The 16,443-nt window shown below is 58.8% G+C and carries 14 protein-coding genes; 5 read left to right on the forward strand and 9 right to left on the reverse strand.

Annotated features, from left to right (window positions below; all coding sequences use genetic code 11):
- Positions 1 to 223: 223 nt before the first annotated feature.
- The 4 genes from secA to VK574_RS01070 all read right to left on the reverse strand — a co-directional run bounded on the left by secA (position 224) and on the right by VK574_RS01070 (position 4,481).
- The gene (gene secA, locus VK574_RS01055) at positions 224 to 3,217 is read right to left on the reverse strand and encodes a preprotein translocase subunit SecA (protein ID WP_472797927.1); all 2,994 of its coding nucleotides are present in this window, start codon (positions 3,215 to 3,217) and stop codon (positions 224 to 226) included.
- Between the two features lie 115 nt (positions 3,218 to 3,332).
- Positions 3,333 to 3,719 (reverse strand): hypothetical protein, encoded by a 387-nt coding sequence (locus VK574_RS01060; RefSeq protein WP_472797928.1) that lies wholly within the window; start codon positions 3,717 to 3,719, stop codon positions 3,333 to 3,335.
- 45 nt (positions 3,720 to 3,764) lie between these two features.
- Positions 3,765 to 4,124, reverse strand: coding sequence for a hypothetical protein (locus VK574_RS01065; protein WP_472797929.1), 360 nt, complete (start codon positions 4,122 to 4,124; stop codon positions 3,765 to 3,767).
- Between the two features lie 96 nt (positions 4,125 to 4,220).
- A complete protein-coding gene (locus tag VK574_RS01070; protein WP_472797930.1) occupies positions 4,221 to 4,481 on the reverse strand; it encodes a hypothetical protein in 261 nt (86 codons plus the stop codon).
- Positions 4,482 to 4,647: 166 nt separating this feature from the next.
- Between VK574_RS01070 and VK574_RS01075 the strand changes: the two genes are divergently transcribed.
- Complete coding sequence (locus VK574_RS01075; RefSeq protein WP_472797931.1) at positions 4,648 to 5,130, forward strand: DinB family protein; 483 nt, start codon at positions 4,648 to 4,650, stop codon at positions 5,128 to 5,130.
- Here the strand turns inward: VK574_RS01075 and VK574_RS01080 are convergent.
- The gene (locus VK574_RS01080) at positions 5,127 to 5,540 is read right to left on the reverse strand and encodes an arsenate reductase ArsC (RefSeq protein ID WP_472797933.1); all 414 of its coding nucleotides are present in this window, start codon (positions 5,538 to 5,540) and stop codon (positions 5,127 to 5,129) included. The two genes, VK574_RS01075 and VK574_RS01080, sit on opposite strands and share 4 nt — an antisense overlap.
- A 14-nt stretch (positions 5,541 to 5,554) precedes the next feature.
- Positions 5,555 to 6,484 carry an arsenite methyltransferase gene (arsM, locus tag VK574_RS01085; protein ID WP_472797934.1) on the reverse strand — a complete coding sequence of 310 codons (930 nt, stop codon included), beginning with the start codon at positions 6,482 to 6,484 and terminating at the stop codon, positions 5,555 to 5,557.
- 80 nt (positions 6,485 to 6,564) lie between these two features.
- Between arsM and VK574_RS01090 the strand changes: the two genes are divergently transcribed.
- Complete coding sequence (locus VK574_RS01090) at positions 6,565 to 6,975, forward strand: ArsR/SmtB family transcription factor (RefSeq protein ID WP_472797936.1); 411 nt, start codon at positions 6,565 to 6,567, stop codon at positions 6,973 to 6,975.
- 135 nt (positions 6,976 to 7,110) lie between these two features.
- Positions 7,111 to 8,388: a hypothetical protein gene (locus tag VK574_RS01095; RefSeq protein WP_472797937.1), complete on the forward strand. Its 1,278-nt coding sequence runs from the start codon at positions 7,111 to 7,113 to the stop codon at positions 8,386 to 8,388.
- A gap of 301 nt (positions 8,389 to 8,689) precedes the next feature.
- Here VK574_RS01095 and VK574_RS01100 read toward each other — a convergent pair whose 3' ends face one another.
- Both VK574_RS01100 and VK574_RS01105 read right to left on the reverse strand, forming a co-directional pair.
- Positions 8,690 to 9,421 (reverse strand): hypothetical protein, encoded by a 732-nt coding sequence (locus VK574_RS01100; RefSeq protein ID WP_472797938.1) that lies wholly within the window; start codon positions 9,419 to 9,421, stop codon positions 8,690 to 8,692.
- 316 nt (positions 9,422 to 9,737) lie between these two features.
- Positions 9,738 to 10,991 (reverse strand): alkaline phosphatase family protein, encoded by a 1,254-nt coding sequence (locus VK574_RS01105; protein WP_472797939.1) that lies wholly within the window; start codon positions 10,989 to 10,991, stop codon positions 9,738 to 9,740.
- 509 nt (positions 10,992 to 11,500) lie between these two features.
- On the opposite strand from VK574_RS01105, the gene VK574_RS01110 reads away from it, so the two are divergent.
- Positions 11,501 to 14,455 carry an endo-1,4-beta-xylanase gene (locus VK574_RS01110; protein ID WP_472797940.1) on the forward strand — a complete coding sequence of 985 codons (2,955 nt, stop codon included), beginning with the start codon at positions 11,501 to 11,503 and terminating at the stop codon, positions 14,453 to 14,455.
- 49 nt (positions 14,456 to 14,504) lie between these two features.
- On the opposite strand, the gene tmk is transcribed toward VK574_RS01110, so the two are convergent.
- Positions 14,505 to 15,164 (reverse strand): dTMP kinase, encoded by a 660-nt coding sequence (tmk, locus tag VK574_RS01115; RefSeq protein WP_472797941.1) that lies wholly within the window; start codon positions 15,162 to 15,164, stop codon positions 14,505 to 14,507.
- Between the two features lie 275 nt (positions 15,165 to 15,439).
- On the opposite strand from tmk, the gene VK574_RS01120 reads away from it, so the two are divergent.
- Positions 15,440 to 16,408 carry a DUF3034 family protein gene (locus VK574_RS01120; protein WP_472797942.1) on the forward strand — a complete coding sequence of 323 codons (969 nt, stop codon included), beginning with the start codon at positions 15,440 to 15,442 and terminating at the stop codon, positions 16,406 to 16,408.
- Positions 16,409 to 16,443: the final 35 nt, after the last annotated feature.

Consider the following 16,443-nt stretch of genomic DNA (forward strand, 5'->3'; position numbering starts at 1 on the left):
TCAGAACGAAGTCAGTCTACGTTCTTCACCTCCAAAAGACCACCTCGATGCTTCGTCGTTTCCGCGTTCCGCAATTGTCACGAAAGGTGCGCTAGTATCCTGGGACTTTCACCGCCCATCCGCGCAAAGAGGTCTCACTTACCCGTAACACCTGGATGACCGTCTAACCGGACGTACTTCTTGCGCAACATTCTTCTGGCTGATACACACGCTCAGGTTTGCGCTAGGCTTCGGTGCCGTGGCACTTTTTGTACTTCTTGCCTGAGCCGCAGGGGCAGGGATCGTTGCGGCCAACCTTCTCGCCGGTGCGGCGCTGCGTGGCAGCCTGGCTGCCGTTCCCGCCTCCGGCGCGCGTTGCAGCTTCGAGTTCGCGCTGCTTTTTGCGGTGGAACTCCTTCTCCAACTGATCGATCGTCGTGGAAGGCGCGCGCGTAGGGATGGAGATCTCGCGCGGGGCTGCATCGTACACGGCAGGCTGGCCATCACCATTCAGCGTCAACTGCTCGGCGCTGGCTACCGGCGGAGCCGGAGGCACTGCCCGGCGCGGTTCGGGAGCCATTTCAATGGGTCGGCCATCGGGGCCAAGGATCTGCATCCGGAAGAGGAAGCGGACGGTATCTTCCTGGAACTTCGCCAGCATGGCTTCGAACATGTCGAAGGATTCTTTCTTGTAGGCGACCAGCGGATCCTGCTGCGCGTAGCCGCGAAGACCGATGCCCTCTTTCAACTGATCCATCGCGAGCAGGTGATCTTTCCAGAGGCCGTCGATCACGCTGAGCATGACCATGCGTTCGTGATAGCGCATCTGCGGCGCGGTGAGGATGTGTTCCTTCTGCTCGTACTGCTGTTTAAGCTTTTCGAAGATCTGATCGCCAAGCTCGTGCCGGGCAAGCTCATTGGGGTGGATGCCGGCGGCCGACATGCTGAAGCCAAATTGGCCCATTAATTTTTCTTCGATGCCTTTGAAGTTCCATTGATCGGGATGCTTGTCTTCCGGCGCGAATTCGTCGAGGATGCCGCTGAGGATTCCGCCTACATAATCTTCCAGAATGAGTTCGCGCTGTTCGACCCCCTCGAGCAACTGGCGACGCAGGCCGTAGACGGCTTCACGCTGCTTGTTCATTACGTCGTCGTATTCGAGGAGGTGTTTGCGCGATTCGAAGTTCTGCGATTCAACGCCCTTCTGCGCATTTTCAATCTGCCGGGTAATCATCTTCGACTCGATCGCCACATCTTCTTCCATGATGCGTTGCATCATGGTGTTGGCAAATCCACGCGCGAAGATGCGCATCAAATCGTCCTCGAGCGACAGGTAGAAGCGCGAGGCGCCGGGATCACCCTGGCGGCCGGCGCGGCCTCGCAACTGATTGTCGATGCGGCGTGACTCGTGGCGTTCGGTGCCGAGGATGAAGAGGCCTCCCTTGGAGATCACTTGTTCATGCTCTTTCTGCGCGGACTCGTTGTGGACGGAGAAGGTCTCGGTCCAATCGGAATCGGAAACTTCGAATTCCTGTCCCTGGTAGTAGAAGCGCTGAAAGCCGGCGGGTGCCATCGGACTGATCGCTCCCTCGGCCACGCTGATTGCCCTGGCGTGGCCCTTCTTCACCAGTTCCTGGCGGGCCATGAACTCGGGATTGCCTCCGAGCAGAATGTCGGTACCGCGTCCGGCCATGTTGGTGGCGATGGTGACCATGCCGAGGCGGCCAGCCTGCGCGACATATTCGGCTTCGCGTTCGTGCTGCTTGGCGTTGAGCACCACGTGGCGAATGCCCTTGCGCTGCAGGATGGCCGAGAGGCGTTCGGACTTTTCGATGGACACGGTGCCCACGAGCACGGGCTGCTGCTCCTCGTGAAGGCGGCCGATGTCTTCGGCTGCGGCCTTGAACTTTTCCTTCTCGGTGCGGAAGACTACGTCGGGGTTTTCGACGCGGAGGAGCGGTTTGTTGGTGGGGATGACGACGATTTCGAGTTTGTAGATCTTCTCGAATTCGGCAGCTTCGGTTTCAGCCGTACCGGTCATGCCGCTGAGCTTTTTGTAGAGACGGAAGTAGTTCTGGAAGGTAATGGTCGCGAGGGTCTGATCTTCCTTGCGGATATTCACGCCTTCCTTGGCTTCGACGGACTGGTGGAGTCCGTCGGACCAGCGGCGACCCGGCATGAGGCGGCCGGTGAAGGTATCGACGATGATGACTTCGCCATCCTTGACCACGTAGTCGACGTCGCGCTTGTAGAGGGCGTGTGCCTTGATGCCGGTTTCGACGTAGTGCTTGAGTTCCCAGTTATCGGCACTCGCGATGTTATCGATGCCGAGCGCTTTCTCGATGGTGACCCAACCTTCGTCGGTCACACCGATCGTCCGGTGTTTCTCGTCGACGACGTAGTCGCCCGAGAAAGTCTTGCCTTCAAGGCTGTCGACTTCCTCGCCGAGTTCGAGGGCGGGAATGATCTTGCGCACGCGCGCATATTTGTCGGTGGTCTGGTCGGTGGGACCGGAGATGATGAGCGGGGTGCGGGCTTCGTCGATGAGGATCGAGTCCACTTCGTCGACGATGGCGTAGTAGTGGCCGCGCTGCACGCAATCCGCGATCTCGAACTTCATGTTGTCGCGGAGGTAGTCGAATCCAAATTCGTTATTGGTGCCGTAGGTGATGTCGGCGCCGTAGGCTGCGCGGCGCTCATCGTCAGAGAGGTCGTGGACGATGACGCCGACGGTCAGTCCCAGAAACTCGTAGATCTTGCCCATCCACTCAGCGTCGCGCTTAGCCAGGTAGTCGTTGACGGTCACCACGTGAACACCGTGACCGGCAAGCGCATTGAGATAGCAGGAGAGAGTGGCAACGAGGGTCTTGCCTTCGCCGGTTTTCATTTCGCTGATCTTGCCCTGGTGCAAAACCATGCCGCCAATGAGCTGCACGTCAAAGTGGCGCATCTTGACGGCGCGCCAGCCGGCTTCGCGGACTACGGCGAAGGCTTCAGGCAGAATTTCATCGAGCGCGGCACGCTCGGCGGTCTTGATCTCTTCAGGATCGGTGATGCCTTGAAGCCGGGCGGCAATGCGGGCGCGAAAATCGGTTGTCTTGGCCCGAAGCTGTTCATCTGAAAGCTTTTCCATCTCCGGCTCAAAGGCGCCGGCGTGGCCGACCATGGGGAGAATCTTCTTGATGGCCCGCTCGTTGGCGGTGCCGAATATTTTCGTGAGTGCCTTATCGTAAAACACGTGAATCTCCATTTACCAGTGTGGGTGCCATGATTTGCAGCGAAGGGACACCGGGCTGCGATCATGAGTTCGCCGGATCATTGCTGCTCAGGCGGCTTCGCGGGGGTACAAAGGATCAGATGAAAAGGGGCGGGGGACGCTGGAATGAAGAGGGAAGCAGCGGCGCCGCGGGCGACTGGTGAAGGCCCTGGATGGATGCAGCAGAAAGAAGACTCAGCGGCGAAACAAGCCCGATGAAGAACACAGGAAGCATCGCCATGCACAAGCCAATGCCTGCATCGCTTGAGATTGCCTTGCTCTGACGCCTCGAGCCTGCCTGCGAGAACCGTAAAACTCCGGGCTTGGCGGCATATTGAATCTGGCTCTTGGCAAGAAACTCGAAGACCGGGTGTGCGTAGGCCTTGGCACTTTGCAAGCCTGCCTCGGCACGGGCAGCCGACGCGAATGCAATCGCAGCGATCGCTACCCATACCAACGCGTTCCTGTTTCGAGGTCCGGGCATGCTAAACTTCCTCTTCTATTGTGTCATAAATGCTCCGCGGAGAGATCATTCCCGACGCACGGAAAGGGATTCCACCTCCTCGCCCCGGCGGATTCGGCGCAGTTGACGCATGAGGTGCCGGGAGGGGATGTCGGGGTCGCCGTTGTCGTCCTCGTCCACGTCTTCAACCTGGCGGTGCTGCGCTTCGACGGCGAACTGAAGGCGCGGTCGATAAAAGAGCGTCAGGCCGAGAAGAACGGTTCCAAGACCCGCGGTGGACCAGAGGAATGTCGACCGGCGGCCCGCTCGTTTTCGCTTGCGACCCCATGGCACGCGGAACAGGTAGTAGTAAGCCAGGATCAGAAGAATCGCCAGGAACGGCGAGCCCATTGCGAGCGCAGCGACTGCGCTGAATATGCGGTCCATGGAGATGGCCTTTCCGCTGAGGGGCAGAAATTCGTCATTGGTGGATCACAAGGATGCCGCGGCACGAGCCGAGTGTCCTGCAACCGATTGAAGAATCTAAGCGAGTCGGAAGGGCGGAGGGCGCTGGAAGGAAGGAGCCAGAGATGGGGAATCGGGCTTGTGGCCCAGCGAGAGAACCGGCAGCAGCGGCAACAAGGTGAAGGGCACGAGCAAGCCCACAAAGAACGTGGGTAGAAGCGCCATCCACGCAGGCGCGCCGGTGGCGTGTCCGTGGGGTACGAGCAGCGCAATGAGGGCGATCACTATGGCTGCGATCGCTATCCAATACCAGGCACGTTGCTGACGAAAACCGCTCATAACCTGCGCCGAGTATAGCAATTGTTTGGTTCCCAGTTTGTGGTCATGAGTTTCAACGCGAAGAGCGAAGTGCACGTTTTGCAACGAATCCGGTGCATTCTCGACCCGGACACTGATTTTCGAATCTTTCGGAATGTGGCGGAATCCGTTGATGCGGAGGGATTTGATGGCGAACAAGGACGATGCGGCGTTGCGGAAGCACCTGGTGGAAGTATTGACGGGCGGTCATGCGCACGCCACGTTCGAGCAGGCGGTGAAGGGGCTGCCGGTGGAGTTGCAGGGGAAGGTGCCGAAGGGGGCGGAGCACTCGCCGTGGCAGTTGCTTGAACATCTGCGGATCGCGCAGTTGGACATTCTGGAATTTTCGCGCGATTCAAAACACGAATCGCCCCAGTGGCCGGAGGGGTATTGGCCGAAAGAGAAAGCTCCGGCAGACGACAAGGCATGGGACAAGAGCGTGCGGGCTTTCAGGAAAGATCTGAAGGCGATGGTTGCACTGATCGAGGACGAAAAGACGGACTTGTTCGCGAAGATTCCGCACGGCGACGGGCAGACAATTTTGCGCGAGGCGCTGCTGGCGGCAGATCACAATGCGTATCACGTCGGGCAGTTGGTGCTGGTGAGGAGGCTGCTGGGAGCGTGGAACTAAGCTCGCGGCGAATTGCCCAGATCTTCGTGTGCCAGAAGAAATTTCACCCTGGCGCGAATTTCATCCCGGATCATTCGGACTTCTTCCAGAGGTTGGCCCTTGGGATCGCGGAGCGGCCAGTCCTCGCGGCGGAGGCCGGGGACGCAGGGGCACTTGTCGCCACAGCCCATGGTGATGAGGAGTTGAGCGTCGCGCGCGAGTTCTTCGGTGAGTTTTTGCGGCGTAGCGTGGCTGAGGTCGATGCCGATTTCCTGCATGACGGCGAGCACTTCGGGGTGAACGCGCGGGCCGGGTTCGGTTCCGGCGGATATAGCTTCGGCTTTCGCACGATCGGCGAGCTGATTGAAGAACGCGGCCGCCATCTGCGAACGGCCGGCGTTGTGTACACAGGCAAAGATGACTCTGAACATGGCTTTGTCTTCCGTTACGAACAGCAGGCCGGGCCGCAGCAGGATTTTGCCTGCGCGACTGCGGGCTTGACTGCGTAGACTTTCACGCTGGCGGCGGCTGTGTTGACGTCGTAGTTTGCGAGCAGCGTCTTCATGTCCTCGTGCAGCGCGGATGCGGCGGGCGCCGGCGAGCAGCACGAGGACTCGACAAGCTGTAGGGGATTGGACGTGTCTGCCTTGTCCATCGCGGGCGAGCAGCAGCCGGACTGGTTTTCGATTTTGGCGTAGGCGTTGAGATCGGAGCCGCTGTCGACGATTTCGACATGCGCAAAGCCTGCGGCGAGCAGACCGCTGCGGTAGTCGTCGATGCGAATAGCTCCGGCGATGCAGCCAACGTATGCGGCGACACTCTTGGCAATCGCTTCGGGCAGTTCCTTCTTCAACGCGATGTCACTTACGGCGAGACGGCCGCCCGGCTTGAGGACACGGGCGATTTCACGGAAGACGGCGGGCTTGTCGGGCGCAAGATTCAGAACGCAATTCGAAATGACGCAATCGACGGACGCGTCTGGCAGCGGGATCTTGTCGATGGTGGAAAGATGGAACTCGACATTGGTGTAGCCGCCGGATTTAGCGTTGGCGCGGGCACGCTCGATCATGGCAGGGGTCATATCGATGCCGATGGCCCGGCCCTGAGGCCCGACTTGCTTCGACGCGAGAAAGACATCGAGACCGCCGCCGGAGCCAAGATCGACGACAACTTCGCCGGGCCTGAGGTGCGCGGTTGCAGTGGGATTGCCGCAGGAGAGCCCCATGTTGGCTTCGGCGGGTATGGACGTGAGTTCTTCAGGCGAGTAGCCGAAAGCTTCGGCCACGGCTTTGACGCCGGCATTTTGACTGGAGAAAGAACTCTCTGCCACCGCTGCGTACTTTGATTTCACCAAATCAAGAATCTGTTCCGCCACGACGTACTCCTCAAGAAAACATATTCACTTAGGCGAATATATTTCTTGTCAACGTATTCGTCAAGGCGTATATATTAAACATGCCGGCCAGATCATCTCAATTCAACATGGAGCGCTTTTTCCAGGCGCTGGGTGACAATACGCGGCTTCGTCTGCTGAACCTGATGGGGTACCAGGAAATCTGTGTTTGCTATTTCGTGGAGATCCTGGCGCAGGGGCAACCGAAGATTTCGCGGCACCTTGCATATCTGCGGCGTGCGGGGATCGTGGAGGCGCGGCGCGAAGGGAAGTGGATGCACTATCGCATCGTGATGCCGCCTAACGCTGGTGCTGCGCAGGTGCTGCGGCAAACGCTGGCCTGGCTCGGTGAAGATCGTGCGATGCAGGCAGACGCGGCGCGGCTTTCGAAGGCCTGTTGCAGCCCGGCAAGGTTCGTCACGCTGCAGAGCGCGCCGCGGCCCGCTGCGGTGGATTGTTCGACGGCGCTGTAGGCCGTTCCGTCACAAATCCTAGCTTCTTGCTGCAGAGCGGAATTAGGATTGCTGGATAGTTGCCGGCTCCTCGGAATTCCACTTTCATCGGTCAATGTGGATGTCGTGTGAGGGCGGCAACCAGCGAGGCCTGACGTGGCAAGAGTTCACCTGGTTGCAGCAATCGTGCTGTGGAGTATGGGTGCGCAGAGCGTGCCCACTGCGGTGGAAGAGTTGGCGCAACTGCGAAATCAGGCGCACACAGCACGCGCCGCCGGCGATCATCGCGGATACCTCGAGGCAGTTATCAAGGTTCGCAGTCTGCTGAATGATTCGCCGGGTGCGATTGAGTCTAGCGCTCTTGGGTACGCTGAGCTGAACGACAAGGATCATGCTTTGCGGGCGCTCGAAGAGCTTGCCGAAATGGGGCAGGCAGACGATACGATGCTCGCCGGGAAAGACCAGACGTTCACGTCGCTTCACGATCTTCCTGGATACAAATCCATACTCGAGCATTTCCGGCAGAACGAAAAAGCAGTGCAGCACTCGGAGTTGGCGTTTACGCTGACGGATTCCGGGCTGATTGCGGAAGATATCGACATCGATCCGCTGTCGAAGACATTTCTGATTACGAGCGTTCTAGAAAAGAAGATTGTTCGCGTCACATCTTCGGGACAGGTGTCGGCATTTGCATCTTCGCCCAGCGGATGGCCGATGATGGCGATCAAGGTGGATGCACAGCGGAACCGGGTGTGGTCTACGGAGGTTGCGCTGAACGGCTTTACGGCCGCGCCCAATGGCGATTGGGGAAAATCGGCTGTCCTGTGTTTCGATCTTGAGACGGGGAAGTTGCTGAACCGGATTGAGGGCCCGCTGCACACTGCGCTCGGCGATATGGTGCTGACTGCGGCGGGCGTTCCGATTGTGAGCGACGGCGAGGGCGGCGGTGTTTACAAGGTTGAAGACGGGCGTCTTGAACTGATCAACGGGAAGGATTTTATTTCTCCGCAGACCCCGGTGGTGCTTCCCGGAGGGAATCTCGTCGCGGTTCCCGACTACATGCGGGGGATTGGCATTCTCGATCTACGGAGCGGCCAGGTGCAGTGGGTCAATCGGCATGGAGGAGCGAAAGTGGCGCTGAACGGGGTGGACGGGCTCTACTACGTCGATGATGCGTTCATCCTGACGCAGAATGGGACGTCGCCAGAACGCGTTGTACGGATGAAGCTCGATCGAGCGCAGACAAGCGTGATGTCGGAGGAATTGATTGAACGATCGACTGCGACACTCGGCGATCCGACACACGGGGTAGTGGTGGGGGAATGGTTTTACTACATCGCGAATTCTGGATGGGATGTGCTCGATGAGCATGGCGATGTGAAGGCGGGCGAGAAGCTGTCGCCGGGATTGGTCATGCGGTCCAGGGTTCGCTGATGGAGTAGGAATCGCTGGGGACTCGTGGCCTCCCACTCATGGGACGGAAAAACGTCCCATGAATGGGGCACCCGGTTTAGGTTTGTGCTCTCCACCCTTGACCAAAAGACGGTCAAGGATGGGGCACCCAGCGCCCGGTTTAGGTTTGTGCTCTCTCCACCCTTGACCAAAAGACGGTCAAGGATGGGGCACCCAGCGCCCGGTTTAGGTTTGTGCTCTCCCACCCTTGACCAAAAGACGGTCAAGGATGGGGCACCCGGCAAGTCGTGCGCTGATACAAAGCGGGATTTAGGAAACGCGCCTAATCCATTTTCATGCCGGGCATCGATGAGCGGTCCATGTTGTCGTGCCCGCTGTCGTCATCGTCTACAGACCAGACTTTGCGCGGGTCGGTTTCATAGGGATAGACGTGCACCATCCAGCCGAAGACATGGGGAAGAAAAACTCCACCGGCTTGGTCGCAAGCTTCCGGTGTATGGATGGATCCAAGCAGTCCGAATTTCGCGTTGGGGCCGAAGTATGCGGCCAATTGACCTGCGGGCGCCTTGCAGAAATTAGTGTGTTGATGCCAGTGGGCGATGCTGAGGGGAATGCGGTCGTTGATCTCATCCTCATTGGCATCGACGCGGTCGGTGTACATGACGCCGATGAGTTTGTAGCCGCCGTCGGGGGTTTTGCGATAGAGCAGCGACGTTGGCTTGAGTGGGTCAAAATGCCGCCATGCCGCCACGCCGTATTCCGTCTTCGTGAAGTGATACATGGGCTGCGGAATGTTGGGAAGGAAGATGCGGTAGCCGTCGGCTAGAGCCTGGTGGTAGTCCTGATACGGCGCCATGGCCGCTTTGGCGGCGGTCACAAGTGCGTCGGCCCTTGCCTGATCGCCGGGCTTCTTCGGCCTCAGCGTCGTCATGTACATGTGGCCGGACATGTGGGCCATGCCCTTTATGTCGTGATCAGATTGAGCGGCGAGTGCGCCGGACGCGAAGGCTAATAAGGCGAAGAGGCATGCGGAGTTGCGAAGAGGCGAGGGCATGGGGACCTCCGGGGCGAGCCTTGGGGATGCTCGAACTGTCTGTACGTTCTGACGCAGGATTTGGTTCCGCGAGTACGGAAGTGGCGATATAACTGCCGCTCTTCCTTCGTACTGAAGTCTAAACGTGGCTTGAAGAGCGAGGGCCAAAGCAATTCCCAAAAGCAACTGCAGGTGTTTCGACTGCGGTCATCCGCTTTCGCGGTTGACCTCCGCTCAACATGACAGACGTTTGTGAGAGCGACGCGAGAAAAAAGGAACGGCGCAGAACCTGGTTGGGATCTGCGCCGGGGTAGTGCGGTGGGGGAGGGAACCTGGGTTAAGGGCGCGAGGGAATAACGCCGGGGGCGAAGAGGTCGGACAGATCGGTCGCGTTGACGGCGTCGCCAAGGTAGGGCGAGGTCTTCGAGTTGGCCTTCACGTGGAAGATATTCTGCAGGGTGCGCAGGTCGGACGAGTGAGTGAAGTCCACCGGGCTGGCATAGGGCATGCCATTTTCGTTGGGGTGCGCGAGGTTGGAGATGACGATCTCGGGGATCGTGTGGCTGAAGTCATCCGCGTTGTCGTTGGTCTCGCCGTCTTCTTCGCTCTCATCCCACCAGAGAATGATGACGCCGCCATCCTGGTAGGCCTTGGAGGCCATGATCATGGGCACGAGTCGGGCAATGGCATTGTCTCCGGCCTTGAGCTGCGAGGAATCACCCGTAAGACCTGCAAAGCCGGCACTGAGAGCGCTGTGTTGGTCGTTGAACTGATCTGGGGTGATCCAGACGTAGTCTGCCACGCGATTGTTGTCGAGATCGAATTCCAACTGTTGCAGGGGCGCGTAGTTGAACCGAAGCGGATTTGACGTGGTGGTGTTATTGCCGCCATTGGTGTCCGCGAAGAAGGCCATCGGATTGTGCTTGACGGCGTAGTTGTATTGCAGCGAGTCGTTGTACTGGTTTAAAAGGCTGCCGGTACCGAAGACGCCGCTGACGCTGACCAGAGGAACGGTCCACTGATTTTCCGGCAGGGGAAGGTTGATAACTTTGCCATTCGCCGTCTGGAGGTCGATGTCTTCCTGGTAGGACTTCCAGCTTTTTCCTGCTTTCTGCAGGAGGCCACTCAAATGCTGAGTTGTGTTCTGAGAATTGGGAGGAGTGTCCTTGAATGGGTCATCGTCGTTGGCAATGCCGAAGTTGGTGCCGGCTTCCGCCCAGAGGTAGTTGGGTTCGGAGGGGTGAATGTGAGGGTTATTTCCGCTCTGGGTGGCGAGGACGTTGTGGTACGACGTCGCGTAGGAGACGTGCTGGCTGATGTTGACCTGTTGGCCGTTGATGAACGTGACGGCTGTTCCATTGACAAGACTGTTGATGAACGGGGCATTGGCGTTTTGAAAGATGGGCTGAATCTGCCCGGCAACTGTTGCCGGTTGGGTCCAATTGTGATTCTCCATTGCGATGACAAATACATGCTTGATATCCCGATTGTCCCGGTTGTCATGATCGTCCTGAGCGATTGCGCTAGTGCAGGTGAGCGCAGCGAGGAGCGCAAGCCCTGCTAGAGGGCGGAGTGGGGCGAAGCTTTGCATGGAAACCTCGTATTGTGGGGAATTACGGTATGAGGTCGAAGGCATTCAGGGTCACCTCGTGCAGGACCATGACCGTCAACCTGCCGCATGGAGATTGGTAGCAGTCGAATGTTGCGGAGAGATGACTGGTGCGTTAAAGAAGGGCAGTCGGCTGGCTACAGATGTAATTAGAATGTCATCGCGCGGAACTCACGAGGTGGCGATGAACTCAATCCAGGACGGCGCATTTCGCAGGTTGCCAAATCGACCAATGAGTGCGTCCGAGACTAGACATAAAAGATGAGCGCTGATGAACGCGATGCAAATCGTGCGTTTTGTTTCGTTCGAGCGCAGTCGAAAAGCAGTTCTTGACAGCCATTGAAATGCGTGACTATACTCGCGCCGTGTTTTGAGTAAATCGAATTACTGTCGGAAGTATTCGATCAGACTCTTCCCTCGGCACGATCCCCTGCCCGCAAGCACGAGGGGCTTTCAGGGTTGAACACACTGAAAATTTGAGGAGAGCCACCATGATTCGCTTCCCCGGAATCAGCAGCCTTTTCGTGCGCCAAAATCGTGTAATTTTTATCGTCTGCGGCGTCATCGCGTTCTCAATTTTGTGTGTTGCGCAAACAAATGCGCAGACGATCGCGACGTACAGTTTTGAAGATGGAACGGCGCAAGGATGGACATCGTTCAATGGAGCGAGCGTTCCCATCAATTCGACTTTGCTGTCAGAGGACGGCTCACACAGCTTGCTGACGACAACAGGGGCGACGGGCCAGGGTGGGCCATCCGTCAATGTTGGTGGAGTGCTGCAGGCTGGGGCCAAGTACACGATCACAGGCTTCGTGCGTTTGACCAACGGAGAGAGTGCGACGAACGCGAACCTCACGATCAAGCGTACGGACCCGAGCTGTTCCGGAGGGACGTGCTTCGACACCGTCGGTACGTTCCAGGTGCCGGTGAACGAATCGGGCTGGGCTGCGATAGGCGGCTCGTACACGGTAAGCACGACGGAGACGGGCGTTACGCTCTATGCGCAGCTTGTGGGCGCGACGACGGCGCAGTCGTTCTATCTGGATGACGTGGTGATCACGCAAACGGCTCCGCCGCCGGGTGGCACGCCGGTTGCGACGTTTACGTGGGCGGATGGGGGGCTCGATGGCTGGGCGCCTTTCGGGTCACCTACTCTTACCAACGCGGCGCCGCCGTTGCAGGATCCTGCTGGAGATCCGAATGCGCTGCTTACGACGAACAGGACGGCGACCTTCATGGGACCGAGCCTGAACCTGCTGAGTTTGAAACTTGCGGCCGGAGCCACTTACCAGGTGACGGCGTACGTGTTGCTGGCAGCGGCAGACAGCAGCAATCCTACAGCGACGCTTTCGACGAAGACGGCGGACTGCGCAACTGCGGGTGCGTTTGCGAATCTCGCTACTTCGGGAGCGCTGTCGTCAACGGCGTGGACGAAGGTGCAGGGGACGTTCAGCTTCAGCAATCTGCCGGGACCGCCAACGTCGCTGACGCTGTACATGCAGTCGAGCAGCGCGACGGATTCTTTCTACCTGAGTGATGTGACGATCAGCGAAATTGCTCCGCCGCCGCCGGACCCGAGCCAGCAGGATAATAGCGGGATTTCGAGCACATTTGAAGATGGCGGACTGGACGGATGGAGTTCACACTCAGGGCAATCGAGCGTGACGAATGCGGACGGAGTATCGCATTCGGGATCACACAGCCTGTTGACGACGGGTCGCATTGGGAACTTTGACGGACCGCAGGTCAGCGTGAGCAACAAGATGTATCCCGGATCGGTATACAACGTCGGCGGCTGGATCATGCTGACGCCTGCGGATGGAACGAACCACATTATCAATGTGAGCCTGCAGACGACGCTGGATGGAGTGACGAGTTTCCCAGGTGTGACGAACTTCCCCGGCGTGACGATTCCCGCGGATGGTGCGTGGCACCAGATCAGCGTGAACGGCTACAACATGGCGAGCAGTTACGACCAGGGACAGGCATTCCTCTACTTTCAGACCATGCCGCCATCCGGCAGCGACCTGGTGTCGTTCTACATTGACGACTTCCAGCTGACGTACGTCGCGCCGCCACAGATCCAGACCGACATTCCATCCATCTACAAGACGCTCGCGCAGTTCTTCCCTGTGGGCGCGGAGGTGGATATGGCGGATGTCGCCGGACCGCACGCGCAACTGCTCACCATGCACTTCAACAGCATCACTTCGGGCAATGACATGAAGTGGGGCTCGGTGGAGAACACGAAAGGAAGCTTCAACTACACGAATGCGGATGCGCAGGCTGGAGTGGCGGCGTGCGCCGACATGCGCATTCGCGGACACAACCTGGTGTGGGCGAACGGGTCACAGACGCCCGCGTACGCTACAGGGGACGGTACGAATTCCTCTGCAAACCAGGCGCTTGTGACCGCAAATATCCAGGAGCACATCCAGAACGAGGTGCAGCACTTTGGGAGCAAGGTGTATGCGTGGGATGTGGTGAACGAGCCACTGGATCCGAGCCAACCGGATTGCCTGGTGCACGGGCCGTTCTACAAGGTGCTGGGCAAGAGCTACATTGATATCGCCCTGCAGGCGGCGCGTCAGTATGCACCGGCGGGGACGAAGCTCTTCATCAACGATTTCAGCACGACAGATCCGAACAGGCTCGCCTGCCTGGTGCAGGTGGTGGGCGATTTGCGCGCGAGGGGAATCCCGCTTGACGGCGTTGGGCACGAGATGCACAACGCGATCAACTTCCCATCGCCCGCGGCAATGGTGAATGCCATTGATACGGTTGCGAATGCGTTTCCGGATATCGAACAGCAGGTTACCGAACTCGACATGAGCGTGTACAACGCGGGCGACACGAAGTCGAACTTCGGAAACAACGTTCCGCCCGCAGTTCTGGCGGAGCAGGGCTGGCTCTACAAGCAGTACTTCGACGCATTCAAGGAACTGAGCGGCAAGCTAAGCGCGGTGACGTTCTGGGGCATGGCCGACGACGACACCTGGCTGGACGGCTTCCCGGTTACGCGCACGGATTATCCTTTGCCCTTCGACCACGGCTTGCAGGCGAAGCCAGCATACTGGGGCATCGTAGATCCCACGAAGCTGCCGGGTTATGGGATGACGTTCGCGGTTGTCGAAGGCGCGGGAAAGGCGGATACGCGCACGTTGAAAGTGACGGCAACGAACGGCAACGTGGGAACGGCCTATGCAACAACGTTGAACGGATTCACACTGACGCAGACTTCGGGGCCGAAGTGTACGCCGAAGGTCACGGCGGGCAGCACGCCAGCGGTGCTGGGCGATCTCGCGGTGGGTGCGTCGGCGAGCGCTTCGTTCACGCTGAGCATTGTCGGATGCAATCCGAATGCGCAGTTTACGTTGAGCGTGCCGTGGAGTTCGGCGGTGTATGACACGGGAACGTTTATGACGAACCTGAACTTCAGGAAGTAGGATTGCATGACCTGGCGGTGGTCGATGCCAATCGACTACCGTCGGGGGATTAGCGGATTGCCAGAAGGCGTTCGGAGACGGCGTCGGCGATCTGCTCGTGCACTTCGTCGATGGTGAGGTTGCCTTCGATGAGGACAACGCGGTTCGCATCGCGGCGGGCGATCTCGTGATACTTTTCCCAGACGCGTCTGAAGAATTCGCCCTGCTCCCGTTCAAAGCGGTTTTCGTCCTGGCCGGTTTGGGCGGTGGTGCGCTCGTTGCGGTTACGCGCGCGGGCCAGGCTTGACTCGAGCGAGGGAAGCAGCAGGAGCGTGAGGTCGGGCTGGAGGTCGCCGCAGACCAGGCGGTGCCATTGGAGCACGCGTTCAGAGCCGAGCTGGCGGCCACCTCCCTGGTAGGCCTCGGTGGAGTCGGTGAAGCGATCGCAGACGACGACGCGACCCGACGCGAGCGCAGGTTCGATAACCTCGGCGATCGCCTGGGCACGGTCGGCGAACATGAGGGCCATTTCGGTCATGGGCGTCAGTGGTGTGGCGCCGGAGTCAAGCAGCAGTGCGCGGATGCGGTCGCCGGTGGCCGTTCCGCCGGGTTGGCGAATAATCACGGGATCAAGGCCGCGCTTCTGCATCCAGGCTGCCAAGCGCTTGATTTGCGTGGTCTTGCCGGAGCCGTCGAGGCCCTCGAGTGTGATGAACAATCCGCGCGGCATGGGGTGAGTCTAACACTCAAAGTGCAAAGGCCCGATACGGCACAAGGTTTCCGCGCAGTGGGCGAATCCCGCACCAAGGTGCACAACACATGTGTGAGCCGTGACCATGACGATCCCGATTCGGCTGTGTTACAACATCTCAATTTACAAATCGAGTCCGAAGTGTGTCAGGCTTCCTCCTGGTTCGACCATGGCAACGGAGATTCATCGCTTTCTGCTCGATCTGTTTTAAAAAAAAGACCGGCGCACGACAGGTAGCGCCACTGGAGTCCCCCATGTCTACGCTCTCTTCTTTCAAAAGGCTCGCCGTTGGCGGCGCCATTGCGGCGGCACTGTTTGCCACCGCACGCATGAACGCGCAGAACCTGACGCTCGAAGGTCAGACCGGCGGCTTCATTACGCCGACGGCCTACGTGGTCTACAGCGACAAGGATCATGTGTGGTCGCATCCGGCAGTCGGCTATCACTTTGTGAATGCGTCGAGTGTGATTGGCTACGTTCACACTTTCTCGATTGAAGAGGGAGTGGCAAACCGCTTCGAGTTCGGCTACACGCGCAGCGTCCATACCAAGGGCAACGATCCGATTTTCAGCAGCCTCTGGGACTATTCGGGGATGAACATATTTAACGCCAAGGTCGTGGGAATCAAGGACGGGCAGTTCGGGCCATGGATGCCGGGTATCGGCGCGGGATTCGTCGTGCGTACAGACGACAAGTTTGTAAGCGGCGCGCTGAATCAGAAACTGGGCGGATCGTTGAAGTCGTACACAAACGGCGATGTCTACGTGGCTGCAACGAAGACGTGGCTCCATCCGCCGGTGCCATTTTTGCTGAACTTCGGTTTGAAGATGACCAATGCGTCGATCTATGGGCTTGGCGGCCAGGCCACACGTTTTGGAGGGCGGCTGTTTGGCGGGCTTGGAATTCCGATCCCACTCTCTCACAACCTTGCCGCGGTTCCGGCGGTTGGATTCACGCAAGAGCCTCCGCAAGTCGTGAACCTCAAGCCGATTTTGTTTCCACCGGGAAGCGGGGCGCATATCCCGACGACGATGGACTACGCGGTTCGGATTACGCAGAAAGACAATCCGCACTTCGCATTCGATATCGGCATCGGTCACGTGGCAGGCGTGATCGGCGACACGGCCGTTCCCACCGGCGTCCCCAACCCGCCCTTCATCCTTGTGCCCATCGATCTGAAAGCGAACAAGGTGATAGGGACAGGCCTCAGCATCCGCTACTAACGAATTGGGTTCCCGTTCCCGCTGGAGCGCACTTG

This window comes from Occallatibacter sp., from assembly GCF_035317045.1.
GTDB lineage: Bacteria > Acidobacteriota > Terriglobia > Terriglobales > Acidobacteriaceae > Telmatobacter.

Excerpts from the sequence above, each read along its gene's own strand:
- VK574_RS01060 (WP_472797928.1), bottom strand. The coding sequence starts at position 3,719 with ATGCCCGGACCTCGAAACAGGAACGCGTTGGTATGGGTAGCGATCGCT.
- VK574_RS01065 (WP_472797929.1), bottom strand. The coding sequence starts at position 4,124 with ATGGACCGCATATTCAGCGCAGTCGCTGCGCTCGCAATGGGCTCGCCG.
- VK574_RS01070 (WP_472797930.1), bottom strand. The coding sequence starts at position 4,481 with ATGAGCGGTTTTCGTCAGCAACGTGCCTGGTATTGGATAGCGATCGCA.
- VK574_RS01075 (WP_472797931.1), top strand. The coding sequence starts at position 4,648 with ATGGCGAACAAGGACGATGCGGCGTTGCGGAAGCACCTGGTGGAAGTA.
- VK574_RS01080 (WP_472797933.1), bottom strand. The coding sequence starts at position 5,540 with ATGTTCAGAGTCATCTTTGCCTGTGTACACAACGCCGGCCGTTCGCAG.
- VK574_RS01090 (WP_472797936.1), top strand. The coding sequence starts at position 6,565 with ATGCCGGCCAGATCATCTCAATTCAACATGGAGCGCTTTTTCCAGGCG.
- VK574_RS01100 (WP_472797938.1), bottom strand. The coding sequence starts at position 9,421 with ATGCCCTCGCCTCTTCGCAACTCCGCATGCCTCTTCGCCTTATTAGCC.
- VK574_RS01105 (WP_472797939.1), bottom strand. The coding sequence starts at position 10,991 with ATGCAAAGCTTCGCCCCACTCCGCCCTCTAGCAGGGCTTGCGCTCCTC.
- VK574_RS01110 (WP_472797940.1), top strand. The coding sequence starts at position 11,501 with ATGATTCGCTTCCCCGGAATCAGCAGCCTTTTCGTGCGCCAAAATCGT.
- tmk (WP_472797941.1), bottom strand. The coding sequence starts at position 15,164 with ATGCCGCGCGGATTGTTCATCACACTCGAGGGCCTCGACGGCTCCGGC.
- VK574_RS01120 (WP_472797942.1), top strand. The coding sequence starts at position 15,440 with ATGTCTACGCTCTCTTCTTTCAAAAGGCTCGCCGTTGGCGGCGCCATT.